Source organism: Kitasatospora sp. NPDC048715 (assembly GCF_043198905.1).
Taxonomy (GTDB): domain Bacteria; phylum Actinomycetota; class Actinomycetes; order Streptomycetales; family Streptomycetaceae; genus Kitasatospora; species Kitasatospora lactacystinica.
Map to the genome: position 1 here is coordinate 174,156 of NZ_JBICVH010000005.1, position 23,232 is coordinate 197,387.

At 74.3% G+C, this 23,232-nt stretch carries 18 protein-coding genes and 2 pseudogenes; 6 read left to right on the top strand and 14 right to left on the bottom strand.

The annotated features are described in order from the left end of the window. Nucleotide 1: 1 nt before the first annotated feature. A complete protein-coding gene (locus ACGFSC_RS11675) occupies nt 2-640 on the bottom strand; it encodes an ATP-dependent Clp protease proteolytic subunit (RefSeq protein ID WP_359906292.1) in 639 nt (212 codons plus the stop codon). Between the two features lie 256 nt (nt 641-896). Here ACGFSC_RS11675 and ACGFSC_RS11680 point away from each other — a divergent pair, with 256 nt between their 5' ends. After that, nucleotides 897-1,421 (top strand): hypothetical protein, encoded by a 525-nt coding sequence (locus ACGFSC_RS11680; protein ID WP_392863061.1) that lies wholly within the window; start codon nt 897-899, stop codon nt 1,419-1,421. Continuing rightward, entirely contained in the window at nt 1,418-4,261 is a 2,844-nt protein-coding gene (locus ACGFSC_RS11685) for a M56 family metallopeptidase (RefSeq protein ID WP_359906287.1), read from the top strand. Before ACGFSC_RS11680 ends, ACGFSC_RS11685 begins: the two co-directional genes overlap by 4 nt. A gap of 93 nt (nt 4,262-4,354) precedes the next feature. On the opposite strand, the gene ACGFSC_RS11690 is transcribed toward ACGFSC_RS11685, so the two are convergent. Next, complete coding sequence (locus ACGFSC_RS11690) at nt 4,355-5,185, bottom strand: arylamine N-acetyltransferase (RefSeq protein ID WP_359906284.1); 831 nt, start codon at nt 5,183-5,185, stop codon at nt 4,355-4,357. Between the two features lie 201 nt (nt 5,186-5,386). On the opposite strand from ACGFSC_RS11690, the gene ACGFSC_RS11695 reads away from it, so the two are divergent. Next, on the top strand, nt 5,387-6,358 hold the full coding sequence (locus ACGFSC_RS11695) for a hypothetical protein (protein ID WP_359906281.1): 972 nt from the start codon (nt 5,387-5,389) through the stop codon (nt 6,356-6,358). A 168-nt stretch (nt 6,359-6,526) separates the two neighbouring features. Here the strand turns inward: ACGFSC_RS11695 and ligA are convergent, their stop codons facing one another. From ligA to ACGFSC_RS11710, 3 genes and pseudogenes are all read right to left on the bottom strand, one after another. Then, the gene (ligA, locus tag ACGFSC_RS11700) at nt 6,527-8,587 is read right to left on the bottom strand and encodes an NAD-dependent DNA ligase LigA (RefSeq protein ID WP_359906278.1); all 2,061 of its coding nucleotides are present in this window, start codon (nt 8,585-8,587) and stop codon (nt 6,527-6,529) included. A gap of 593 nt (nt 8,588-9,180) precedes the next feature. Continuing rightward, complete coding sequence (locus ACGFSC_RS11705; RefSeq protein ID WP_359906275.1) at nt 9,181-10,026, bottom strand: TIGR04222 domain-containing membrane protein; 846 nt, start codon at nt 10,024-10,026, stop codon at nt 9,181-9,183. 227 nt (nt 10,027-10,253) lie between these two features. Then, nucleotides 10,254-10,403: pseudogene (locus tag ACGFSC_RS11710) on the bottom strand (transposase); the annotation flags it as partial. 56 nt (nt 10,404-10,459) lie between these two features. On the opposite strand from ACGFSC_RS11710, the gene ACGFSC_RS11715 reads away from it, so the two are divergent. After that, nucleotides 10,460-12,118, top strand: a complete 1,659-nt coding sequence (locus tag ACGFSC_RS11715; protein ID WP_392863065.1) for an ISAzo13 family transposase — start codon at nt 10,460-10,462, stop codon at nt 12,116-12,118. 19 nt (nt 12,119-12,137) lie between these two features. Here ACGFSC_RS11715 and ACGFSC_RS11720 read toward each other — a convergent pair. From ACGFSC_RS11720 to ACGFSC_RS11755, 8 genes and pseudogenes are all read right to left on the bottom strand, one after another. Further along, nucleotides 12,138-12,506 (bottom strand): annotated as a pseudogene (locus tag ACGFSC_RS11720) (transposase); the annotation flags it as partial. 65 nt (nt 12,507-12,571) lie between these two features. Further along, nucleotides 12,572-13,510 carry a hypothetical protein gene (locus tag ACGFSC_RS11725; RefSeq protein WP_359906272.1) on the bottom strand — a complete coding sequence of 313 codons (939 nt, stop codon included), beginning with the start codon at nt 13,508-13,510 and terminating at the stop codon, nt 12,572-12,574. Further along, nucleotides 13,507-15,045 (bottom strand): phenylacetate--CoA ligase family protein, encoded by a 1,539-nt coding sequence (locus ACGFSC_RS11730; RefSeq protein ID WP_359906269.1) that lies wholly within the window; start codon nt 15,043-15,045, stop codon nt 13,507-13,509. The genes ACGFSC_RS11725 and ACGFSC_RS11730 overlap by 4 nt, the downstream gene beginning before the upstream one ends. A 77-nt stretch (nt 15,046-15,122) precedes the next feature. Next, the gene (locus ACGFSC_RS11735) at nt 15,123-15,278 is read right to left on the bottom strand and encodes a hypothetical protein (protein WP_359906266.1); all 156 of its coding nucleotides are present in this window, start codon (nt 15,276-15,278) and stop codon (nt 15,123-15,125) included. 115 nt (nt 15,279-15,393) lie between these two features. Then, nucleotides 15,394-16,404, bottom strand: coding sequence for a 3-oxoacyl-[acyl-carrier-protein] synthase III C-terminal domain-containing protein (locus ACGFSC_RS11740; protein ID WP_359906263.1), 1,011 nt, complete (start codon nt 16,402-16,404; stop codon nt 15,394-15,396). Nucleotides 16,405-16,692: 288 nt separating this feature from the next. Further along, nucleotides 16,693-17,124 (bottom strand): SRPBCC family protein, encoded by a 432-nt coding sequence (locus ACGFSC_RS11745; protein ID WP_359906260.1) that lies wholly within the window; start codon nt 17,122-17,124, stop codon nt 16,693-16,695. A 53-nt stretch (nt 17,125-17,177) separates the two neighbouring features. Continuing rightward, nucleotides 17,178-18,188 (bottom strand): aldo/keto reductase, encoded by a 1,011-nt coding sequence (locus tag ACGFSC_RS11750; protein WP_359906258.1) that lies wholly within the window; start codon nt 18,186-18,188, stop codon nt 17,178-17,180. A 269-nt stretch (nt 18,189-18,457) separates the two neighbouring features. Continuing rightward, the gene (locus ACGFSC_RS11755) at nt 18,458-20,059 is read right to left on the bottom strand and encodes an alkaline phosphatase family protein (protein WP_359906255.1); all 1,602 of its coding nucleotides are present in this window, start codon (nt 20,057-20,059) and stop codon (nt 18,458-18,460) included. Between the two features lie 198 nt (nt 20,060-20,257). On the opposite strand from ACGFSC_RS11755, the gene ACGFSC_RS11760 reads away from it, so the two are divergent. Further along, nucleotides 20,258-21,025: a GntR family transcriptional regulator gene (locus tag ACGFSC_RS11760; RefSeq protein WP_359906252.1), complete on the top strand. Its 768-nt coding sequence runs from the start codon at nt 20,258-20,260 to the stop codon at nt 21,023-21,025. 84 nt (nt 21,026-21,109) lie between these two features. On the opposite strand, the gene ACGFSC_RS11765 is transcribed toward ACGFSC_RS11760, so the two are convergent. Beyond that, the gene (locus ACGFSC_RS11765) at nt 21,110-21,631 is read right to left on the bottom strand and encodes a hypothetical protein (RefSeq protein WP_359906249.1); all 522 of its coding nucleotides are present in this window, start codon (nt 21,629-21,631) and stop codon (nt 21,110-21,112) included. 324 nt (nt 21,632-21,955) lie between these two features. Here ACGFSC_RS11765 and ACGFSC_RS11770 point away from each other — a divergent pair, with 324 nt between their 5' ends. Next, nucleotides 21,956-23,029 (top strand): helix-turn-helix domain-containing protein, encoded by a 1,074-nt coding sequence (locus tag ACGFSC_RS11770; protein ID WP_359906246.1) that lies wholly within the window; start codon nt 21,956-21,958, stop codon nt 23,027-23,029. Nucleotides 23,030-23,232 lie beyond the last annotated feature (203 nt).

The following is a 23,232-nucleotide window of genomic DNA, read 5'->3' on the forward strand; positions in this document are numbered from 1 at the left end:
GTCACAGTCCGATCCGTCGGCGGGAGGCGGCCGGGCGGATGTCGGCGACCGACTCCACCACCCGGTCCACGAGCCCGTACTCCCTGGCCTGCTCGGCGGTGAACCAGCGGTCCCGGTCGCCGTCGCGCGCGATGGTCTCCTCGCTCTGCCCGGTGTGCTCGGCGGTGATCCGCTCGATGGCCCGCTTGGTGAACTGGAGGTTCTCCGCCTGGATCTCGATGTCCGCGGCGGTGCCGCCGATGCCCGCCGAGGGCTGGTGCATCATGATCCGCGCGTTCGGCAGGGCGAAGCGCTTGCCGGGCGCCCCCACGGTGAGCAGGAACTGGCCCATGCTGGCGGCGAAGCCCATCGCCAGCGTCGAGACGTCGTTCGGGACGAGCCGCATGGTGTCGTAGACGGCCAGCCCCGCGGTGACCGAGCCGCCGGGGCTGTTGATGTACAGGCTGATGTCGGTGCGCGGGTCCTCCGCCGACAGCAGCAGCAGCTGCGCGCACACCCGGTTCGCCGACACGTCGTCGACCTGCGTGCCGAGCAGCACGATCCGCTGGGCGAGCAGCTGCGCCGCGAGGTGGTCGTCGAAGGCGCTGGGCGGGGTGTCGCCCTCCGCCGCGCGGGGCGGGGGCGTGGTGAGCGGGGCCATCGGGTCTCCTTGTCGAGGCGGGGGGCGGAACTCGCCGTCCACTCCACTCTCGACCCGGGAGGGCCCCCGGATGCGGCCGCTCTGCCCGCGGCGGATTCGCCGAGGGCAGAGCGGGCCGGCGCCCCGCCGCGCCGCCGGACCCGGGGCCCGTCCGCAGGGCACGGTCGGAAAACTTCCTGGATGACGAAGCTCCGACTGGGGTAAGTTCCGCCAGCACACCATCAGTTGACGAAAGATCAGCTGGGAGGTCGGGCGGATGGCCGGATCGGTTCGGGACGTCGTCGTGGATGTGGTGACACGGCTGGCGCCGGAGGAACTGCCGTTGCTGCGGGGGCTGGACGGGCTGTCCTCCGAGGAGGTGGTGGCGCTGTTCGGACGCCGGCAGCGCGGCGAGCCGCTGGGGTTCGGGCTGGCCGAGGCGGCCGCGCTGGCCACCCCGGTGGTGTGGATGGCGGTGGACGAGGCGTGCCGGGCCGCGGTCGGTGCCGGCGTGAGGCGCGCGGGCGGCGGGCTGCGGCGGCTGTGGCGGCGCGGGCGCGCCCGGCCCGCGGTGGAGCCGCCCGTACCGCCCTTGGACGAACGGCAGTTGGCGGCCGTCCACGCCCGGGTGCGCACGGGTGCCCGCGAGGCCGGGTTCGACGAGCCGGCCGCCGGCGCGCTCGCGGACTGCGTGGTGGCCCGGCTGGCCATGGAGCCGGGCGCGCCCGCTCCCCCGGCGGAACCCGGCTCCGGGGCCGGGCGCGGGTCCGGCGCACCGCTCCTCCCGGAGCCACCGGCGTGAGCGCACCCGCCGCGCCGCCGGTGCCACCGATGCCACCGGAGCCGCCCGCCGTCCCGCCGGCCCTCGACCCACGGGTACTGCCCGCCGGAACCGCCCTGCGCTTCGGCCTGCTGCTGCTGTCCATGGTCGTCGCCGGCCACCACATGCTGACGACCATGCTGGAGCTGGTCCGCAAGGGCAGGGCGACGGAGTACGCCTGCAAGCTGGCCGCCGGGCTCGACCCCAACGGGGACTTCCTGGCGCAACTGGGAGTCGCCCCGGGAACGGACCCGGCCCTGCGCGCCTGCCTGGCCGCCGGACCGGACGACCCGTCGTGGCCGGTGCCCGTCGCGCTGGCGCTGGTGCTGGCCGCGGCCGCGACGCTGTACCTGCTGCTGCCCCGCTGGCGCCGGCGCTCGCGCCGGCTGGTGCCCGTGGACGGGCAGCTGCGGGAGGAGCTGGAGCGCCTGGCAGGGCAGGCCCGGCTGCCCGTGGTACCGGAGTTCGTGGTGGACCCGCGCCGGCTCGGCCCGGGGGCGGTGGCGTTCGGCCACGCGCGCCGGCGCACCGTGTGCCTGTACGCGGGGCTCTCGGTGAGCCGGCACAGCGATCCGGCCGGGTTCCGGGCCGTGGTGCTCCACGAGTTCGCACACATCCGCAACCGGGACGTGGACCTGGGGTACGCGGTCACCGCCCTGTGGCGGGTGTTCGCACTGCTGGTGGCCCTGCCGTTCGTGCTGGTGGTCGGCGGGACGCTGGTGGGCGCGGAGTTCGGGCTCTTCGTGGGCGCCGACCGGGTGTTCTGGCCGGCCGGGCGGGCGCCGCTGGTGCGGCAGACGGCCACCGCGCTGGGGATGGCGCTGCTGGTGGTCCTGGCCCGCGCCGACACGCTGCGCCACCGGGAGCTGTACGCGGACGCGGACGCCGTCGCCCTCGGCGCCGACCGGCGGGTGTGGGACGTGCGCGACCCCGCGGGCCCGGCCGCCCGGCTCGGCCGCCTCTGGCGGTCGCATCCGACCTGGGCGCAGCGGCGCCGGGCGCTGGACGACCCGGCGGCGCTGTTCACCCTGGCGCCGTTGCAGACGTTCCTGGTGGGCGCGGCCGGTATCGCCGTCCCCCTGCTGCTGCCCCCCTTTGCCGACGGGACGGTCGGGGTGTGGCTGGCCACCGTGCCGACGGCGACGATCCTCGCGGTGGCGGCCTGGCGGTCGACGGCGTACGCGGCGCACCGCGGGACGGCCGGGCCGGACGGGCTGCGGGCGGGGCTGTGGCTGGGCGCCGGCCTGGTGGTCGGCGAGCTGACCGTGGACATCACCGCCGGCGGCGGTTGGCTCCCGGAGCATCCGATCGCCCTGCTGGTGCCGCTGCTCGGCGCGTTGGCGTACGTCCCGTGGCTGGTGCAGTGCGCCCGGCTGGGGCTGGATCCGGGGCGCGGGCGGGTGGCCGCGGTGATGGCGCTGGCGGCGGCGGTGCTGGTCGCCGCGGCCGGGCTGACCTGGTGGTCGAAGGGCGGCCACCTGTACACCGCCGGGGACTTCCTGGTCCAGGGCGGGATCCGGGAGGTGCTGCTCCAGCAGTTCCCCGACGGGTGGGAGCGGCACCGGGCCGAGCTGGGGTGGATCGCCGCCGTGCTGCCGCGTCTCGGTACGGACGGGCGCACCGTAGCCTTCGCCGCGGCCGCGGGGGCGCTGTGGGCGCTGCCGTACCTGCTGTGGCTGCTCGGCGGGCACCGGGGGCTCGGCCGGGCGCTGCGCCGCGGGCTGCTGGGCGGTGCCTTGTGCGTGGTCGGGGTGCTGGCGGTCAAGGCGGCGCTGCACGCGGACCGGCCGCCGCTGGGTGAGCGCGGGAGCGGGTTCGCGCTGCGGTACGTGTGGTGGCTGACGGTCGCGATCTGGGCGGGGATGGTGGTCACGGCGGTGGTCGTGGCACTGGTGTCCCGGCGGCTGTGGCTCGTCGGGGCGCTGGTGGCGGCGGGGGTCGCCCAGGCGTGCGCGCTGGTGGCGGTGTTCCTGCTGATGTCGGTGGACGGCTGCCTCGGGCCGTTGCGGACCATGGGCGACAGCTGTCTGTGGGTACCGCGGGGCAGTTGGCCGCTGGTGCAGGTGCTGGCCGGCCCGGTGCTGCCGGCGCTGTTCGGGGCGGCGATGGCCGCGGCGCTGGTGCGGTTGCCGCTCGCGCTCGTCCGGCGGCGGGGCGACGGGCCGCAGACCGCCGACCGGGTGGCGCGCTCCGGCCCCCGGCGGGCGGTGCTCGCCGGGGTCCTCGTCGGGGCGCTGGCGCTGGGGCCCGTCGCCGTGCAGGCGTCGGGTTCGGGTTCGGGTTCGGTGGGCGGGCTCGCGGTGCAGCGTCCGGCCGACGCCCGGTCCGAACGGGTGCGCGTCTTCCAGCTGCTGATGTGGTACCTGGTCGGTGGTAAGCAGGACATCCTGGCGCTCATCGACGGGTACCAGGCCTTCTCCGACGAGGTCCAGGTGCTCGAACGGACGGCGCGGGAGCATCCGGGCGAGCAGGTGCGGTTCGACGGCAGCCGCTTCGCCGGGATCTGCACCACGCTCCACCGCGCCGCCGGGACCGCCCTGGGACACCTCCACATCCCCGACTCCGGCCTGGACCGGCCGTGGTGGGCGGCGCTGGAGCAGACCCGACGGGCCGGGGAGCACTGCGCGCAGGTCATGGACCGCGACCGCGAGGAGCAGCCGGGCGAGGCCGACACGGTGCTGGCGGAGGTCGTCGACGGGCTCCGTGCGACCCTGGGCGCCATCGATCCCGTCGTGCGGCGGATCGAGAGCGACGGGCCGCGGTACTGGCCGGACCTGGTCCGCATCACCGGCCCTCGGCCCTCGGGGCGGGGCGACGGCTGAGGGGCGGTCCCGCTCGGGCGGTCGGCTCGCCGAGCCGGCGGGCGGGGCCGGCCGCGGCCTGCTCCTGCTGAGGGCTCAGCGGCCGCCGAGCGCTCAGCCCGAGGAGACCGGCAGGACCGGCAGGGCCGGGAGGCGGTCCAGCGCGATCCCGAAGCGGGTGCGGTAGGCGGCGAGGGCCTCGTCGTCGGCGAGGGTCCGCTCGGTGCGCCCGCCGTCCGGGGTGGTGGTGATCAGGCGGTTTCCGCTGATGGTCACCCGCCCGCCGTCCGCGGTGGGCAGCGAGCAGGTCGTCGAGCGGGTGAAGTGGGAGTGCGGCGAGGTGGCCTGCCACCAGCAGGTCGGGGCGAAGTCGGCGAGTTCGTACGGGCGCGGGCCCAGGCGGTACTGCGGCGCGCCGTCCAGCAGGACGTCCAGGTCGCCGTGCCCGCCGGTCGGGACGAGGGTGAACGCGCCCTCGGCGTCGGTCTGTTCGCCGCGCTCGTCCAGGCGCAGCGGGTGGCGGCTGAAGCGGCCGAAGCCGACGTCGACCAGCCACGGCTCGTCGAGGTCCACCCGCAGGGCGAGGTGGTCGAGCGGCGGGCCGAGCCGTTCGCCGTCGAAGACACGGGCGGCCAGCAGGCTGACCCGGTAGCCGAGTGAGGTGAGCAACTCGGCGAAGGAGCCGTTGAGTTCGTAGCAGAAGCCGCCTCGGCGGCGGGTCACGACCTTGGTCCGCAGGGCGGCGGGGTCGAGGTCGACGCCCTCGCCGAGGTGGATGCTCAGGTTCTCGAAGGGGACGGTGCGCAGGTGCGCGAGCTGGAGCCGGGCGAGGGCCTGCGGGGAGGGCGCTCCGGGGTCGGGGAGGGCGATGCGGTCGAGGTAGGCGGACCGCTGGGCGGCGGTGAGGCCGGCGGGGGGCTGCTCGGGGTGTGGCACGTGATCCATCCGGCCATTCCACCGGGGTGCGGGGCGCGGGGGCATCGGCTCTTGGTCCTACGTCCACCCGGACGGCCGTGCGCGGCCACGGGTCGGCACCGCCCCCGGGCGCTGCCCCCGCTCTGCCCTTTCGGCCCTCGTGGACGCCCGCGCCGGGGCCGTAGTCTCGACGGCCGGGGGCCGGACGGCGAAACGGGAGGGCCGGGAAGCGTGCGCAAGGCCGTGACACACTCGGTGCCGCCGGTGCCCGGGGCCGCGCCGAGGAGGCGTACGACGCCGGGCCCGGCCGCGGTGCCGGCCGCCCCCGGCAGGGCGCCGCACCCGGCCGAACTCGCGGCCCTCCAGCGGACGGTGGGCAACGCGGCCGTGACGCGCCGGCTGCAGCGCCAGGAGGCCCCCGGGGTCAGGGAGCAGGCGCGGCGCGACGCCGCCGACCCGACCGGGCACGGCGAGTGGGGCACGTTCCGCGAGGACATGGCCCGGGCGGGCTTCTCCGGGGACGTCACGGAGATCGCCTGGCAGCTCGTCCTCGGCGGCATCGCCGACCAGGGAGGGCTCAACGACGAGGCCATGGCGCGGTTCACCGAACGCCAGGACCAGCGCGACCACCGCGCGTCGAACAGCTGGTACCAGGAGCTGGTGAAGGTCGTCGGCGACCACCTGGAGATCGACACGCCGACGCTGGCCCTGTGGTCGGGCGGCCGGGAGATCAGCGACTACGCCCTCGCCAAGGGCCACACCCCGCTGGAGGCCACCGCCTTCGGCGGCGTGGTCGACCGGCTGGCCCTGACCCCGGACTGGATGCTCAAGACGCCGATGTGGAACGTCCTGTCCAAAGCCTTCGTGAGCCGCGCCCGCGGCCCCGTCCACATCTTCCTGCGGGCCTACGACCCCGAGAGCGTCCTGATCGCACAGGAGGTGCCGCAGCTGCGGGTGGTCATGGCGCTCGACCCGGCGGTGCGGCTCGTCTGGCACCCGGTGTACGCCGCGGCCGACGGCCGGCTGATGGAGATCACCCGGGGCCTCGACCTGGCCCCCGACGCGCCCTGCTCCACCCGCGACGCGTGCGTGCGGATCCTCTACGACTACCTGCGCCTCGTCCACGACCCGGCCAACACCCGCTCCGAGCGCGCCCACGCGGACATGAGCGCCCGCCTCGCCGCCAACGGCAACTCCCCGTAGCGCCGGCGGCCCGTCGCGCTCCCCGCGCCGCCCGTGCGCAACCCCCGCGAACGACGCCGCCCCCGGCGGGTCCTCGGGAGGACCCGGCGGAGGCGGTCGCGGTCGGGGGTCGTGGTCGGGGGTCGTGGTCGGGGGCCGCTCGGGGCCCGGACGGTGGCCGGCCGGTCGTCAGGCCTCCAGGTGGGTGGCCACCAGGGTGGCGAACTCCTCGGGGGTGAGGATGCGGATGCCGAGTTCCTCGGCCTTGGCGCGCTTGGAGCCGGCCTTCTCGCCCGCGACCAGGAGGGTGGTGCGCTTGGAGACCGAGGAGGAGGCCTTGCCCCCGGCGCGTTCGATCAGTTCGTTCATCTGGTTGCGGGAGAGGTCGGCGAGGGCGCCGGTCATGCTGCCGGTGACGACGACGGCCTCGCCGGCCAGCGGTCCGCCGTCGCCACCGCCGTCGCTCCCCTCGCCGGTGCCGCTCTCCCCCGCCGCGACGGCGGGGGCGGTCGGGGCGGTGACGGCGGTGCCCACGCCGAGGGCGGCGAGGCGGTCCAGCAGCGGGGCGAGGTCGACGAGTTCGGCGGCGACGACGCGGGCCTTCTCGGTGCCGATGCCGTCGACGCCGGCCAGGGTTTCGGCGTCGGCGGCGCGGATCGCCGTCATGCTGCCGAAGTGCGCGGCGATGCGGCGGGACATGGTCCGTCCGGTGCCGCGGATGCCGAGGGCGCAGAAGACCCGGTTGAGCGGCTGGGTGCGGGCGGTGGCGATCGCGGCGAGCAGGTTGTCGGCGCTGGTCTCCCCCATCCGCTCCAGGGTGAGCAGTTGCTCGCGGGTGAGGGTGAACAGGTCGGCGAGGTCGGCGACCAGTCCGGCTTCGACGAGCTGGACGGCGCGGGTGCCGCCGAGGCCCTCGATGTCGAGCTGGTCGCGGCCGGCCGCGTAGAGGACGGAGGCCACGGCCTGGCAGTTGCGGCCGCGGGTGCAGCGCCAGCGCTGTTCGGTGGTGTCGATGGCGTCGCCGCAGCGCGGGCACGCCTCGGGGAAGGCGATCGGCTGCTCGGCGCCGGTGCGGGCGTCGAGCACCGGGGCCTCCACCCGGGGGATCACGTCGCCGGCGCGGTAGACGAAGACCTGGTCGCCGATCATCAGCCCGCGCCGTTCGATGTCGGCGGGGTTGTGGAGGGTGGCGAAGGTGACGGTGACGCCGTCGATGACGACGGGTTCGAGGACGGCGCGCGGGGCGATGATCCCGGTGCGGCCGACGTTCCACTCCACCCCGAGCAGCCGGGTGACCTTGTGCTGGGCGGCCAGTTTGCGGGCCACCGCCCAGCGCGGGGCGCGCGAGCCCAGGCCGGCCTCGGCGCGGTCGGCGGCCAGGTCGGCCTTGACCACCACGCCGTCGATCCCGAAGGGCAGTTCGGCGCGCAGCGCGGCGATCTCCTCGATCCGCCGCTGGACCTCGGTGATGCCCGCGCAGTGCCGCGGGCGGGCGTCGGTGGTGGCGGCGGTGTTGGCGCCGAGGACGGCGAGGTGGTCCAGCAGGGCGCTGTGGTCGAGGCCCTCGGGGCCGACGGCGTCGTAGCCGAAGAAGGTCAGTTCGATCCGGTAGGGGCGGTCCTTGGCCCGCAGGGTGCCGGCGGCGCCGCTGCGGGGGTGGGCGAAGGGGGTGGCGCCGTGCTCGGCGCGCACCCGGTTGGCGTGCTCGAACTGCTCCTGGGTGAGCAGGACTTCGCCGCGCAGTTCGATGTCGGCGGGCTCGGCGAGCTCGGCGGGCAGGCCGAGGACGGCGTCGGCGGCGTGGGTGATGTCCTCGCCGGCGAGGCCGTCGCCGCGGGTGATCAGCTGCTGCAGGCGCCCGGCGCGGTAGCGGGCGGCGACGGCGAGGCCGTCGAGCTTGGGCTCCACGCACCAGGCGGCGACCGGCCGGCCCAGGCGCCGTTCGAGGCCGGCGGCCCAGGACTCCAGTTCCTCGGCGGAGAAGACGTTGTCCAGGGAGAGCATCGGCGCGCTGTGCGGGACGTCGCCGGTGGCGGCGCCGCCGGCCACCTTTCCGGTCGGCGAGTCGGGCAGGGCCTGGCCGGGGTGGGCGCTCTCGTAGGCGGCGATGGCCCGCAGCAGGGCGTCGTACTCGTCGTCCCCGAGCGGGGTGGAGCCGTCGCCGTAGTACGCGGCGGCGGCCCGGACGGCGGTGGCGACGGCGTCGGCGTACGCGGACGGGGAGGCGAGCGGTGCTGCGGTCTCGATCATGCGGGAATCATGACGGCCGGCACTGACATCGGCGCCCGGAGCGGTCGGACCATCCGGGCGGTGGTGGGGGTGTCGGCGCCGTGGCGGCGGGCGTCGCTGCGGGCGTGGCGGCGGGCGTGGCCGGGGGTGGGGCCGGTGCCGAGGACGCGGCCGTCGGCGAGGGCGAGCAGGGCGTGTCTTGTGCGAGGTCCGCCGCTGCACCGGCTGGATGCGACACATCACCCTGGCCATGCTCGCCCACGCCTTCCTGGCCGCGATGGCGGCAGCGGCGTCAAAGGGGGCTGCAGAAACGGTTCCCGCCCCATGGTCGACCTCACCGTGGCGAAGATCCGGCGGCTCCTGGCAACCGGCCGTCCGCACGGCCCGCGTCCGCCACGGTGCTCGCCCCGCACTCATGCCTTGAACTGGTCCATCTGGCGACGGGAACGCCAGGCCGTCGCCCGCCGCTGCCACTATCAACGTCGGCTGCACACGATCGAGGGGCGGTCCCATGAAGACCGCCCCTGATGGAGCACCAACCCACTACACTCCACCGCGCAGCCCTCTGAACAGGCAAAACGTCGAAAGTCCTGCTGGAGTACCAGGCCCCGTAGCTAACCCCCCTCGCCGGAGCACGTGTAGAGGCGCTGCTGCATCGAGGCTTCCACCTGGGCGGCCATCCGGCGGTCGGAGGCGGCGTCGCAGGTACGCAGTTCGTGGTCGGCGGGCAGGGCGGTGAGTCCCCGCAGGGCCACGGCTGCCGTCCCGCTGTGGGGTTCGGCCGCTCGGGCGGCTTTCAGTACCCGGGCTCCCGTCTCGGTGGCGTTGCGTAGCAGCGGAAGCGATACGTGGTTGATCCACAGAGCGGCCGCGAAGGGCAGCAGGAAGGCCGCGAGCAGGAAGGCCGCCAGCGGGGCGGGCCAGAGCCCTCGGTGCGCGCCCGTCCACGCCCCTGCGACCAGGAACGCGAGGACCACCGCGCCGATCAGCACCTCCATCCGCCGGTTCACCCGGCATACGCGTTCGACGAGGTCCTCGTCGTCGGCCAGGCCCCGCGCCGCGAGCCGCGCGCGCAGGGCCTTCGCCTCCGGGGACTTCTCCACCGCCCAGCGCAGCGTGGTGAGATCGCCGGTGCGCGCGGACCCGAGTGAGCGCACGGCCGCCGCCTCGAACTCGTCTCCGGCACCGCCCTCCGCTCCCGCGCCGGTGCCGGCTGCGGCGGGCGTGGTCAGCGTGACGTCACCGGAGCGGGAGGCAACCAATCGGCCGCGCTCGTACATCTCCGTCACGGTCATCACCCCCAGGTTCCCGGCCAGGAAGGCGAGGTCGACCCGTGTCAGGTCGAACTCCCGCCCGGTCGCCAGCTGTTCCGCCCGGCGCAGCTCCCGCAGCCCGACGTAGCAGCGCACGGCGGCCACGGCCACCGCCGCCGACACTCCCAGCAGAAGCACCAGGACCACCCACATGACGTCCCCTCTCCCCGTCGAGCCAGCCCCAGTGTGTGGCCCGCGACGACCGCCGAGCAAGTGGCAAGTGTGTTATGCAGAACGGGAGTTGACACTGACCTGGCGCCCGCCTGCCCGCCCGGCGGGCAGGGAAGCGACGACCGCCGGGGGACAGGGCGTGGAGGGCGGTGCCGTGGTGCAGCCGGTCGGTGTGGTGGGCACGGCAGGACCGCGCTGGGCGACTCGACCTCGTCGCCGATCCCGGCGGCCCGGCAGCGCTCGCGGTCGTCGGTCCAGGACTTCGGCAGGTAGAGTGCCCGGTCGATCAGGGTCCGGCCGAGCGGTCCGGAGTAGGCGAGGAAGACGCCGACCTGGCAGTTCTCGGTGCGGCCGGGGGCTTGTATTTCAATTACTGCTTGCTCTGGTGGAGTTGGTGGGATGGTGGACCATGCCTGTGCGTCCGCCTGTCACCGCCTTACGGGCCAAGTTCGATCGGATCCTGCCTCATCTCGACGAGCGCCGTCGTCGGCTCTACCTGGCCAGTGAGGCCGCAGCGATCGGCCACGGTGGGATAGCGCTGGTGGCTGCCGCCTCCGGGGCCGGCGTGTCCACCATCTCGCGCGGTGTCACCGAGCTGGCCGGAAACCCGCCGGCGGCGAGGAGGGTTCGAGCTCCGGGAGCCGGCCGCAAGCCGTTGACGGTCACCGATCCCGGCCTGGTGCCGGCCCTCGAGGCACTGATCGAGCCGCACACCCGGGGCGATCCGGTCTCCCCGCTGCGATGGACCACCTTGTCGTTGCGGGCTCTGGCCTCGACCCTCACATCGCAGGGCCATCCGGTCAGCGCCGCAACCGTCGGGCGCCTGCTGCACGGCCTGGGCTACAGCCTGCAGGGCACCGTCAAGACCACCGAAGGCGCCGGCCATCCGGACCGCGACGCCCAGTTCGCCCACCTCAACGCCACAGCCACCGCCTTCCTCGACGACCGGCAGCCGGTGATCAGCGTCGACACCAAAGCCAAGGAATGGCTCGGCAACCGCGACCGACCCGGCCGCACCTGGCGGCCGGGCAACGACCCGATCAAGGTCGACTGCCACACCTTCACCACCAGCGACCAGCCCGTCGCCATCCCCTACGGGATCTACGACATCGCCACCAACACCGGCTGGGTCAACGTCGGGACCGACCACGACACCGCCGAGTTCGCGGTCGAGTCCATACGCCGCTGGTGGCAGCGCCGCGGGCGGGTGCACCACCCGAACGCCACCCGGCTGCTGATCACCGCCGACGCCGGCGGCTCCAACGATCCACGCCGCTGGACCTGGAAGAAGCACCTGGCCGCCTTCGCCCTGGAGAGCGGCCTGGAGATCACGGTCTGCCACTTCCCGCCGGGCACATCGAAATGGAACAAGATCGAACACCGGATGTTCTGCCACATCACCGCGAACTGGCGCGGCCGACCGCTCACCAGCTACGAGGTCGTGATCGAGACGATCGCCGCGACAACCACCCGCACCGGGCTGACCATCGGCGCCGAGCTGGACACCGGCAGCTACCGCCTGGGCTCCACGGTGACCGCTGCCGAGTTCCAGGCCCTGCCGATCACACCCGCCACGTTCCACGGCGACTGGAACTACACCCTCGCCCCCGTTCCACCCCGACCTCCGGAGGCGCCGGCGGCCGCCCGGCGGATCGACCCCGCCCTGACCGCGACGCTCAGCGACCCCGCCCTGACCGGAATGCCACGGACCGACTTCGAACGCCTGGTCGCAGTCTCCGAACCGTACTGGGATGCCCTGGCCGAAGCGGCCTTCCAGCGGCGATTCCACCGTCCACGCAGCTACCTCCACCCGCAGACCAGCAGCCTCGACCACTACCACCGCCTCCTGGCAGCGCTCTTACACCGACGCGGGGTGATCACCGGCACCCTCCTGGCCCAGCTGCTGGGCGTCACCCGCACCAATCTCTCCAACCAGTTCCAGGACGGCCACCGCCTGTTGGACCTGCACCGCGTCGTCGTCACACCGTTGCCCGGGGCGCCCGCCCGCACCCTGGAACAGCTCCGAGCCCTTCTGCCCGAGTCCGCCGACACGGGAGATCAAGTCTGACAGTTATTCAGATACAAGCCCCGGCGGTGCCGGAGTACTGCCGCCGGACCCCGGCCGACCGCACGCCCTTCTTCAGGAATCCGGTGTCGTCCACGATCAGCACGCCACCGGGATCGGCCAGGTGCTCGACGACGTACTCGCGCACGCCGTCGAGCACCCCGTCCGCGTCCCGGTCGATCCGGTTCAGCAGCCGCTGGATCCGGTCCGGCCCGCCGTGACCGGCCTCCTCGGCCACCGTCCAGCCGTTCTTGCGTTCCAACGGCGCCAGCAGACCCCGCATGTAGGCCAACGCCGAATCCCGCGCCTCGCTCCGCGCGAACCGGTGACCGAACCGCTCATGCAGTTCGGCGAGCCCGTCCGACCAGCAACGAGCATCGACATCGGACATGTCCCCACCCGTGAACAGCCCAACGAGCGAACCCAACAAGCTTCACGGTAAGCACCGTTGCCGTACTAAGTACCCGGGGGTGCGCCCTCGGGGACGGGGGCGGCGAGGGCCGCGTCCGGCTCGGTGCCGGGTCCGGCACCGGAAGGAAACGGGAGCGGGTGGCCCTCGCGCCACTGGGCGGTGGTCCGCTCGCCGCCCGAGCGGCGCTGCCAGTACAGGTGCTGGGCGACGATCAGCGGGCCCAGCGCGGTGAGCAGCGGGAATCCGGTGCTGAGCCAGTTGAGGGCGAAGCAGGCGCTGACGGCGCTGGTGGTCAGCAGGCCGACGAGGGCGGCGACGGCGGCGGCGGTGCGGCCGTGGGCCTTGGCGGCGACCAGCGGGTACAGGACGAGCAGCAGCAGGTCGCCGAGGCCGACGGCGACGGGGGCCGGGCCGCCGGTGAGGGCGAGCATCGGGGCGAAGGGGCGGTCCTGGACCTGCTCGAAGAAGCGGGCGGTGGTGTCGGTGAGGGTGGTGGCGGTGAGGTCGTAGGCGGTGAGGACGGCGGCCAGGGCGGCGGTGTGGACGGAGCGCAGGCCGCTCTGGGTCCAGAGGTTGGCGACGCCGACGACGGCGGCGGCGATCATCAGGTCGCTGCCGGCCCGGGCGGCGCCGGGGTGGCCGGTGAGGGCGGCGAGCGTGGTGGCGGCGGTGGCGGTGAGGGCGGCGGCCCAGGACCAGGGGGCGGCGCGCAGCCGGGCGGCGGCGAGCAGCGGGGCGAGGGTGAACTGGACGGCCAGGCAGCCGACGAGGCCGAAGACGGCGGAGACGGCGGCGCCGGGCAGGGCGGTGTAGAGCAGCGGGGCGAGGACGACGCCGGCGCACAGGACGGCGATGTCGCCGCCGGTGTAGACGCCGACCGGGGGGCGGGGCATCCGGATCCGGGCGAGGTACCAGGCGGCCAGGGCCAGTTCGGCGGCGACGGCGGCGCTCAGTGCGGCCAGGGCGGCGGGGCTGACGGTCATGCGGTTCCTCCCCCGGCCGGGACCGTCGACGGCGACGGGGGTGCCGGTGGTGTGCCGAGGGCGCCGGGGCCGCCGGCGGTGCCGGGAGTGTCGAGGGTGTCGAAGGTGTGCTCGCGCAGGTCGGCGCGCAGGGGTGCGGTGGGCGGCATGGCGGCGCGGTCCTCGTACAGCACGATGTCGGACAGCCGCAGGCCGGCGGCGTGGGCGCGCTCCTCCAGGCGGCCGCGCAGGGCGGTGGCGGGCAGGCGGTCGACCAGCAGGTGCAGGCGGGCGGGTCCGTGGGGGCCGTCGGGGCCTTCGGTGAGGGCGTGGCGGGCGGGCAGCGGGACCTCCGGTTCGGCCTCGACCAGGTCGAGCACCTCGCGGGTGGTGACGGTGCGGCTGAGCGGCCCGTTCCAGCGGCCGAGGATCTCGGAGGTGGCGGGGAGGTGGGCGAGTTCGCAGGTGGGCGGCTCGGCGGGGAGGCGGACGAGGTCGCCGGTGGCGTAGCGCAGCAGCAGGGTGCAGTCGCGGTAGGGCACGTAGGGGGTGTGCACGACGGTGCCGGTGGCGCCGGGGGCGGTGGGTTCCCAGGTGAGCGGGTCGAGGACTTCGAGGTGTCCGAACTCGGTGGTGTGGTGGAGGTGGCCCCGGGTGCAGGGGGTGGCGCCGGAGGGCAGGATCTCGGTCATCAGGTAGGCGGAGGTGGCGGTGGCGCCGAACACCTCCTCGGCGCGGCGGCGCAGGGGCGCGGAGAGCACCTCACCGCCGACGCTGATCGACCGCAGGCCGAAGTCGGCGCTACGCCACTTGCGTTGTTCGGCTTCCTGGACGAGGGCGGCCAGGTAGGAGGCGGAGGTGGTCAGGTGGGTGATCCGGGGGTCCTTGCCGGGCAGGCCGAGCGGGGCGGCGAGGCGGTCGAGGGCCACGGCGGGGCCGACGGTGCCGAACTGGACGAACCCGGCGCCGGCGCGGGTGGCCGACTCCTCGGCGTTGACGAGCGGCAGGGTGGCGCGGGAGCAGCCGGCGTAGGCGACGGTGTGGCGGGGGCGCAGGCCGAGGCCGAGCACGGCGGAGATGGTGCTGAAGGCGACGGCGCACTCGAGTTCGGCGCGGGAGAACCACACCGCGGTGGGGGTGCCGCTGGTGCCGGTGGTGAGCGCCATCAGGACGGGGGTGGCGGCGTCCGAGACGAAGGCGGCGGGCAGGGCGCGCAGCGCCTGTTTGGGGGTGACGGGGACGCGCGACCAGTCCTCGGGCTCCAACCGGGCCGGGTCGAGGTCGAGTTCGGCGAACAGCCGGCGGTAGTGGGCGGTGTGCCGGGCGGCGGCGCGGGCGGTGGCGCGCAGGCTGCGCCGGGCCACCTCGCGCCGCACCTGCGGGTCGACGTGTCCGGCCCGGCCGGGCAGCAGGGCGGAGTCCTCGCCGGGCTCGCCGAACTCGGCGATGGTGGCGACCAGGTCCCGCGCGAGGCGTTCCAGGTCGCTCGGGCGTATTCGACGGTTCGTCAGAATTGCTGCGCCGTAACGCAGTTGGCTCAGCGCGGTCGCGAACAAGCGGGCTCCCCAGGCCAGGGTCGGACGGTACGCCACCCGGCCCCGGCCGGGGTCGATCGGATCAGGCCCCGATCAGGTCAGACCATGTGGAGGAACATGGCGGCGGTGAGGGTGCTGAAGGCGTACTTGAGGTAGTGCTTGACCATGATCGGTTCTCCCTCGTACGGGCCGGGCCGGCCGCCCTGACCGGGCGCGGCAGCGGATGCCCGTGGCCGGTTCTGGTCGACGGGCAACGGCAGTATAGGGACGGTTCGGCCACCCGCAACAGCCTGTGTGCACGGCCAACCTTCCGGCTGTTCACGTCAGTTCGTGACCGCTCCGGGCCGACGGCCCGGCGGCTCTCCTTCGTCAGCACTCCAGGAGGGTGCAGCTCCAGTGCATGCCGCGCCCCATGCCGGCCAGGGCGATCAGGTCGCCGTCGCCGAAGTGCCCGGACGCGCGGTGGTGATGGAGGTCGAGGAGGTGGTCCGCGGCCCCGAAGTGGCCCCGCTCCAGGGAGATTTCGAGGTTGGTGCGCTCCACCGGGACGCCGAGCCGGTCGGCCAGCTTCGTCAGCGTGCCGAGGTTGTCGTTGAGCAGCACCACCCTGGCCAGGTCCGGGACGGACGCGCCGATCCGCTTGCAGGCCCGGGCCACCACCTCGTGCACCCGCTCGCCCATCAGGCCGGCGAACTCCTGGAAGCGCTCGGCGTCGTAGTCGAAGAACTCCATCAGGCCCCAGGCGTCGCGGGCCGGCGGGGGCGTCCGACCGCCGCGGAAGGGATCGGCCGCCCCGCCCTGGTCCATCCGGAACAGGTCGGCGTAGCGGCCGTCGCTGATCGTCTCGCTGGCCCGCCAGCGCAGTTCGGGGTGGCCGCGCCCGGCCACCGCGGCGCCGGCGCCGTCGGAGAACAGCAGCGAGTTGGTGTGCATCCGGTTCCAGTACGGCTCGCACGTCCGGTTCGCCCCGACCACCAGCGCCCGCTGGTACTCGGGGTGAGTGGCGAAGCGGCCGGCGAGCAGGTCGAAGCAGGTGATGCCGCTGACGCAGCCCTGGCCGACGAGGACCGCCTCGGCACGGCGGGCGCCCAGCCGGTCCTGGAGGCTCGCGGCCGCGTCCCAGTACAGGTACTCGGGGATGTCGGTGATCGCGAGGACCACCAGGTCCAGCTCGGCGGGGTCGGTGCCCGCTTCGTCCAGGGCCGCCCGGGCGGCGTCGACGGCCAGGTCGGTGAGCCCGACCCCGGCCGGGCTGCGGTGGACGGTGCGGTAGCCGTACGCCAGGACGCGTTCGACGTCCTTGGTGTACTCCGACGCCACGTCCGCGACGGCGACGGGCTCCCCGAGGGCCGATCCGAACGACATCAGTCCGTAGTCCACGCCACTGCCCCTTCCGGCCGCGCGGCTCGCCTGTCCGCGCACTGTTCGACACCGGAAAGGTGCCGCTTCCGCCGCCGAGGGAGTTCGTCATCGAACTTCCGTTTCCCGGTCCGGCCCGACGCCCCGTCAGGCTATACAGCGCCGAGGAGCCCTGACCAGCACCGACACCGGCACCCTCGCCGCACGGGCGGACGCCGGATCACGGCGCCGGCGGGATCCCGGTGTGCGGGAGGGCGAGATCGACCATGCGGTGCATGACGGCGCCGGCGCGGGGCCGCGGCGCCCGGCTCAGCCCGCGAGGGCCTGGGCGAGGGTCTTGGCGAGGGCGTCGAGGCCCTCGGCGTAGATGCCGGCGAACAGGTCGACGACCTCCTGTTCGGTGGCGTTGTCGGGGTTGAAGCGGCCGGACCACTGGACCTCGGCGATGTCGTCACGGCCGGGGACGGCGTGGACGCGCAGGGTCGAGACGTAGCCGGTGACCGGGAAGGGGGCCCGGAGGATGGCGTAGCTGTACTGCCGCTCGGTCTCGTTGAAGTCCACGAGGCGCTCGACGATGACCTCGCCCTCGGGGTTCTTCAGGCTGCGGACGCGGCCGCCTTCGGACGTGGTGCTCTCGGGGATGTAGGGGAGCCAGTCGGGCAGGGCGTCGAAGCCGCCGATGAGGTTCCAGACCTGGTCGGGCGGGGCGGGGACGATGCGGCTGACGGAGGTGGAGGCCATGATCGTTTCTCCTGTACTGCGGCGGGGCGAGGGGTGGGGGTGAGGGGCGGGGTTCAGGCGCCGTTGGGCAGCGGGGCGGCCGGGCCGACCAGGCCGGCGGCGCGCAGTTCCTGCCAGAACGCCGCCGGGACGGTCTCGTTCAGCGCGGCGAGGTCCTCGGCGATGCGGCTGGGCCTGGTGGCGCCGGGGACGACGGCGGCGGTCACCGGGTGGGCGAGGGAGAACTGCAGGGCGGCGGCCTTGACGGACACGCCGTGCCGGGCGGCGACGGCCTTGAGGCGGGCGACCTTCTCGATGATGTGCGCCGGGGCGGCCTGGTACTCGAAGTGGGCTCCGCCGGCGAGGATGCCGGAGCTGTAGGGGCCGCCGACGACCATGTCGACGCCCTGCTCCTGGGCCATCGGGAGCAGGCGCTGCAGCGCGTACTCGTGATCGAGCAGGGTGTAGCGGCCGGCCAGGAGGAAGCCGTCGGGCTTGGGCTCGTCGAGGGCGAGGGTGAGCTCGATGGGCTCGGCCTTGTTGACGCCCAGGCCCCAGGCCTTGATGACGCCCTCGTCGCGCAGGCGGGACAGGACGCGGAAGGCGCCGGTGCGGGCCTCCTCGAACTTGGCCAGCCACTGGTCGCCGTGGAAGTCCTGAGCGATGTCGTGGACCCAGACGATGTCCAGGCGGTCGGTGCGCAGGCGCTTCAGGCTGTCCTCGATGGAGCGTTCGGTGGCCTCGGCGGTCCACACGTGGAGCATCTTGTTGGGGTTGCCGTGCTCGAACAGGCCGCCCTTCTCGCCGAGGTCGCGGTCGCCCTCCTCCGGTTCGTCGAGGATGACGCGGCCGACCTTGGTGGACAGCACGTAGGCGTCGCGGGGCTTGGCGGAGAGGACCTCGCCCAGGCGCTGCTCGGAGAGGCCGGCGCCGTAGAAGGGGGCGGTGTCGTAGTAGCGGATGCCGTGCCCCCAGGCCGCTTCGACGGTGGCCAGGGCCTCGGCGTCGGGGATCGCGCGGAACATGTTGCCGAGGGGGGCGGTGCCGAAGCCGAGCGTGCCGGGGAGGAGTTCCTTGAGGGACATGTCAGTGCCTTTGCGGAGCGGGCGGGGGCCCGTGGGAAGGGGGTGCCCGCCGGGGGTTGCGCCTGCACCGAGTGATCGATGCAGACGCGCCTTACATGCAGGAACAATAGTTGCACGCGCGCTGCAATGCAAGGGGTGGGCCGCCCCGGGGCAGCAGCGGGCCGGGGCGACGGGCGACAGCGGGCCCGGGCGACGGGCAGGGGCGGGCCAGCACGGCCGCGGGCGGGGGCGGGGCCCGGCGCCCCTCCCCCGCCCGCGCGCCGTCCGGCTCAGGAAGCCGTGAAGGCGACCTGGTCGACGGTCCAGAAGGCGCTGTTCGTACCGGTGTAGCGGAACTGGAAGCGGGCGGTGGTGGCGCCGGCGGGGACGGCGACGGGGAGGTTCTCGACGGTGTTGAGGTCGCTGCGGTAGGACTTCACCGGCTGCGGGGCGCCGTTGTCGAAGACCACGTAGACGTCACCGGTCTGCGGCCCGTCGATCTTGTAGTTCGTCGCGAAGGACAGCACGCCGCGGCTCGCGCCGGAGACCGGGTAGGCCGGGCTGACCAGGGTGGAGTCGAACTGGCCGGCGCCGTGCGCCTTGTCGTCCCACTCGTCGGAGTCGGCGACGGCGAAGACGTTGCGGGCGCGCACATTGGTCTCGCGGGACTGGCCGAGCTGGGCGGCGGTCCAGAACTCGTCGGTGGCGAAGGTCCAGCCGCGCCACTCGGTGACGCCGCCGGTGGGCATGCGGGAGTTGTCGATGCTCCAGCCGGCCGGCGGGGTGTGGGTCCAGCCCTTGACCGCGGCCGGGATGCCGCTCTCGTCGGCGCGGGCCTGCAGGCCCGGGCGCAGCGCGTCGAAGGCGTCGGGGACGATCTCGTCGATCGGGCGGCCGTCGAGCTGCCAGGCGGGGTCGACGGGGACGCCCTCGTGCTTGAGGACGGTGGGGGCGATGTCGACCGGCTTGACGTCGTAGCGGCGCATGCCGGGGGCGTAGCCGGTGCCGCCGGCGATCAGGAAGGTCTGGCGCTCGTTGGCGCTGTTGCCGCCGTGGCCGCCGGCGTCGGTGTGGCCGTGGTCGGTGGTGACGAGGATCAGCCAGTCCTCCGAGGCGTACGTGGGGCGGGACCTGACGGCCTGGAGGACCTGGCCGACCAGGGCGTCGGCGGAGTGGAGGGCGGCCGCGTACTCGGGGCTGGCGCCGCCGTGGTTGTGGCCGGCCTCGTCGACCTGGTCGAAGTGCAGGAAGGTGGCGTCGGGGTTGCCGTGGGAGAGGTGGTCGACGGCGTCGGCGGCGGTCTTCGTGTCGTTCTCGCTCTCCTGCAGGCGCAGGTCGGCACGGCCGTTGAAGACGTTGCCGGCGATCGGGTTCCAGGAGCCGATCACCAGGGTGGAGTTGGCGGGGTCGGCGTTCTCCAGGCGGGTGGCGAAGTCGGGGTACAGGTCGAAGCGGGAGCCGGTGAAGCTGTTGTCCTTCACCTGGTGCTTGTCTGGCCACACGCCGGTGGCGATGGTCGACCAGCCGGGGCCGGAGAGGGTGGGGGCCAGCGGGTTGGCGTAGAGGTCGCCGGTGGCGGTCATGCCGCCGGCCATCAGGGCCTTGAGGTTGGGGGCGTCGGCGGTGAGCAGCTTGTCGTAGCGGGTGCCGTCGACGCCGATGACGAGGGTCTTGGCCTGCTTGGTGCCGTTCGGCAGGCCCTGGTACGGACCGCCGGCGGTGGCGGTGGCGGTCGCGGCGGTCGCGGCAGTGGCGGCGGTCGCGGCGGTCGCGGCGGTCGCGGCAGTGGCGGCGGTGGCGGTGGCGGTCGGCACGATCAGCCCGGCGACGGTGGTGGCGGCGGCGAGGGTGACGGCCAGGGCTGCGGTGCGGGTGGAGCGCGGGGTGCGCAACGGATGACTCCCAACTGGTCGGCAGCACGGTGCAGTTGCACCGGAAGTGAGGATGGGCCGGGCGGGCGAGGACGGGCCCTCCGCGAATCCACGGTTGTATGAACAACCGCAGAAATTCAGACCAGACCCGTTATGCTTCCGTGATCCCTCACCCCGGGGTGCCCGCCCGGCCCGGACGGCGCTCGATAGGCTTGCGCGGTGAACCACCCCATCCCCAGGGCCGTCCCCGAGCCCGCCCGCGCCGGCGTCCCCGAGCACGGCCGGGTGCCCAAGTACTACCTGGTCAAGGCCCGCCTGGAGGAGCTGATCGCCGAGCTGGGCCCGGGCGGGCGGCTGCCCACCGAGGTCGATCTGGCGCAGCGTCACGGGGTCGCGCGGGCGACGGTGCGCCAGGCGCTGCGCGAGCTGCTGCTGGAGGGCCGGTTGCGGCGGCAGGGCCGGGGCACGGTCGTGGCCGGGCCGAAGATCGAGCAGCCGCTGTCCCTGAGCAGCTACACCGAGGGCGTCTCGCGCCAGGGCCTGCGCCCGGGCCGCACCCTGATCGCCCTGGACCGGCTGCCCGCCGACGCGGCGATGGCCCGGCTGCTGGAGGTCCCCGAGGGCGAGCCGCTGTGGCACCTGGAGCGGGTGCTGCGCGCGGACGAGGAGCGCGTCGGACTGGAGTCCACGTACGTGCCCGTCGCCCGGGTACCCGCGCTGGCAGGGGACTTCGACCCCGAGGGGTCCTTCTACGGCTATCTGCGCGAGCAGGGGGTGCGGCTCGGCGCCGCCGACGAGCGGATCGAGACGGTGCTGGCCAGCCCGCGCGAGGCCCTGCTGATCGGCACCCCGCCGGCGCTGCCGATGCTGCTGCTGCACCGCCGCAGCCTGGACGCGGCGGGGCGCCCGCTGGAGCAGGTGCGCACCCTCTACCGCGGGGACCGGTTCAGTTTCACCCTCGCCCTGGGCGCCCCGGACGCGAACTGACCGTCCGGCGGCCGCGGGTCCGGCCGCCGCCGGCAGGGCGTACGGGGCGTGCAGGGCGTACGAAGCGTCCGGGGCGTACGGGTGTCAGCAGGTGCCGACGCGGCCGTTGTACGAGGACCAGACCGGCACCCAGGGGCTGTTGTTGTCGTGCGGGCGGTAGACGACGAAGTTGCCGTCGTTCTGCATGCGCGCCCAGTTGGCGCTGGGGTTGCAGCCGAGGGCGGTGCCGGACCACCACTTGGCCTTCTTGAAGGTGTCGTAGACGACGAAGTTGCCGTCGTACTGCATGATCACCTTGCCCGGGCCGCCGCTGTTGGTGCCGCTGGCCCACAGCGCGTAGCCGGTGTTGGTGTCGTACTCCACGAGGTTGCCGTCGTTCTGGTAGAGCAGCCGGTAGTCGCCGTTGCCGGAGACGAGCGAGTCGCCGGGCAGCAGGCAGTTGCCCCAGTTCATGTGGTCCCAGCCGCTCGGGTTGCGCGAGCAGTTCCACTCGCTGTTGACGTCGGCGGAGGCGCTGGTGGCGGTCGTCAGTCCGGTGACCGAGGCCAGTGCCAGGGCGGCGCCGACCAGGGACAGGGTTCGCTTGACCGTTCCGGTGTTCCTCATCGTTCCCCTCGTTTCTGCTGCGGCGCGGTTCCTGACCGGCCGCGGCACGGTGTCGTGGACGGCCGTACGGACCCGGGGCCCGCCCGCCGTCGTGCGGTGGGAGCGGGGCCTCTCGACCCCTGCGTCCATGGCAACGGGATGCGGGCGGCGGCCGGTTCACCGGGATTCCCGCGGCCGGCCGCCGGACCGGGGGCCGGGCGGAGGCCACCGGGCCCGACCTTGTAGGTTTCGGTGTCACCGGCTGCAAGGAGCCGGTGACACCTGGTGGGGAGGGGAGCCCGGCCGGGCAGGAAGGGGACGGACCCCGGAAGGAAAGGGCGGACAGTGGCCACGAGCACGCAGAGCGTGTTCCGCAGCGAGGGCGTACCCGTGACGGAACGGTTCGACTGCTGGCGGGAGTTGGTCAGCCGCACCCGGGACAGCGAGGTGACCAGCGTCCACTGCGACGACTTCCGGGCGGAGATGCGGCGCCTGGAGCTGGGCCCGGTGACCCTCCTGCGCAGCTCCTTCCAGCCGACCCGCTTCCACCGCACCGCGCGCCGGGTGCGGCGCTCGGACCCGGAGGTGTTCCACCTCACCCTGCTGCTCGACGGCGGCTTCACCCTGACCCGCGACACCGGGCGCACCGAGACCTTCGGGCCCGGCAACCTGCACATGCTCGACAGCTCCCACCCGTTCGACCTGCGGGCCTTCGGCTCCCGCGCCGCCCGCTCCCCCGGGGACCTGCGGATCGAGGCCGTCGGCGTCGACTTCCCCTCCGCCCTACTGCCGGTGCCGCCGCACCGGCTGGAGGACCTGCTGGGCCGCGGCTTCTCCTCCCGGGAGGGCACCTGCGCGCTGCTCTCGGACTTCCTGCTCAACCTCGACCGGCAGGCCGCCCTCCTGGGCCCCGCCGACGCCCCCCGCCTGGGCGGCGTCGTGGTCGACCTGGTGGCCGCCTGGCTCGCCCGGGAGGTGGACGCCGAGGCCGCCGTGCCCGACGACAGCCGGCAGCGGGCCCTGGTCGAGCACGTCCGGGCCTTCATCGGACGCAACCTGCACGACCCCGAGCTGACGCCCGCCGTGATCGCCGCCGCCCACCACATCTCCGTCAGCTACCTGCACCGCCTCTTCGGCCGGGAGTCCGGCGGCGAGACCGTCGCCGCCTTCATCCGCCGCCGCCGGCTGGAGCGGGCCCGCCGCGAACTGGCCGACCCCGCGCTGCGCGCCCTGCCCGTCCACGCCGTCGCCACCCGCTGCGGCCTGCCCCGCGCCGCCGAGTTCAGCCGCGCCTTCAAGGCCGCGTACGGCCTCTCCCCCCGCGAGCACCGCCACCGCGCCCTGACCGGGGGCGGTGGCGAGGGCGGGACCGGGAGCGGGGCCGGAAGCGGGAACGGGATCGGGGCCGTCGGCGGGTAGCCGTACGGGCAAGGGCAGCCGTACGGGCGGCGCGGCCCGTACGGACCGGGCCCACGGGCGCGAAAACCCCGCATCGTGAGCACCAGGTGCGCACGAGCGGGCGGGAATCCCGGATCAGTGCACGCAATGCCAAGGACTGTCCACTCAGCGCCAACACGGCGGGGGTGACGCCCTGGCATCCTCCCTGAGGGACACCGCGCAGC

Bases quoted from the DNA above. Each gene is read 5' to 3' on its own strand.
- ACGFSC_RS11675 (WP_359906292.1), bottom strand. From the start codon at position 640: ATGGCCCCGCTCACCACGCCCCCGCCCCGCGCGGCGGAGGGCGACACC.
- ACGFSC_RS11680 (WP_392863061.1), top strand. From the start codon at position 897: ATGGCCGGATCGGTTCGGGACGTCGTCGTGGATGTGGTGACACGGCTG.
- ACGFSC_RS11690 (WP_359906284.1), bottom strand. From the start codon at position 5,185: ATGGATCACGTGCCACACCCCGAGCAGCCCCCCGCCGGCCTCACCGCC.
- ligA (WP_359906278.1), bottom strand. From the start codon at position 8,587: ATGATCGAGACCGCAGCACCGCTCGCCTCCCCGTCCGCGTACGCCGAC.
- ACGFSC_RS11715 (WP_392863065.1), top strand. From the start codon at position 10,460: ATGCCTGTGCGTCCGCCTGTCACCGCCTTACGGGCCAAGTTCGATCGG.
- ACGFSC_RS11725 (WP_359906272.1), bottom strand. From the start codon at position 13,510: ATGACCGTCAGCCCCGCCGCCCTGGCCGCACTGAGCGCCGCCGTCGCC.
- ACGFSC_RS11745 (WP_359906260.1), bottom strand. From the start codon at position 17,124: ATGGCCTCCACCTCCGTCAGCCGCATCGTCCCCGCCCCGCCCGACCAG.
- ACGFSC_RS11750 (WP_359906258.1), bottom strand. From the start codon at position 18,188: ATGTCCCTCAAGGAACTCCTCCCCGGCACGCTCGGCTTCGGCACCGCC.
- ACGFSC_RS11765 (WP_359906249.1), bottom strand. From the start codon at position 21,631: ATGAGGAACACCGGAACGGTCAAGCGAACCCTGTCCCTGGTCGGCGCC.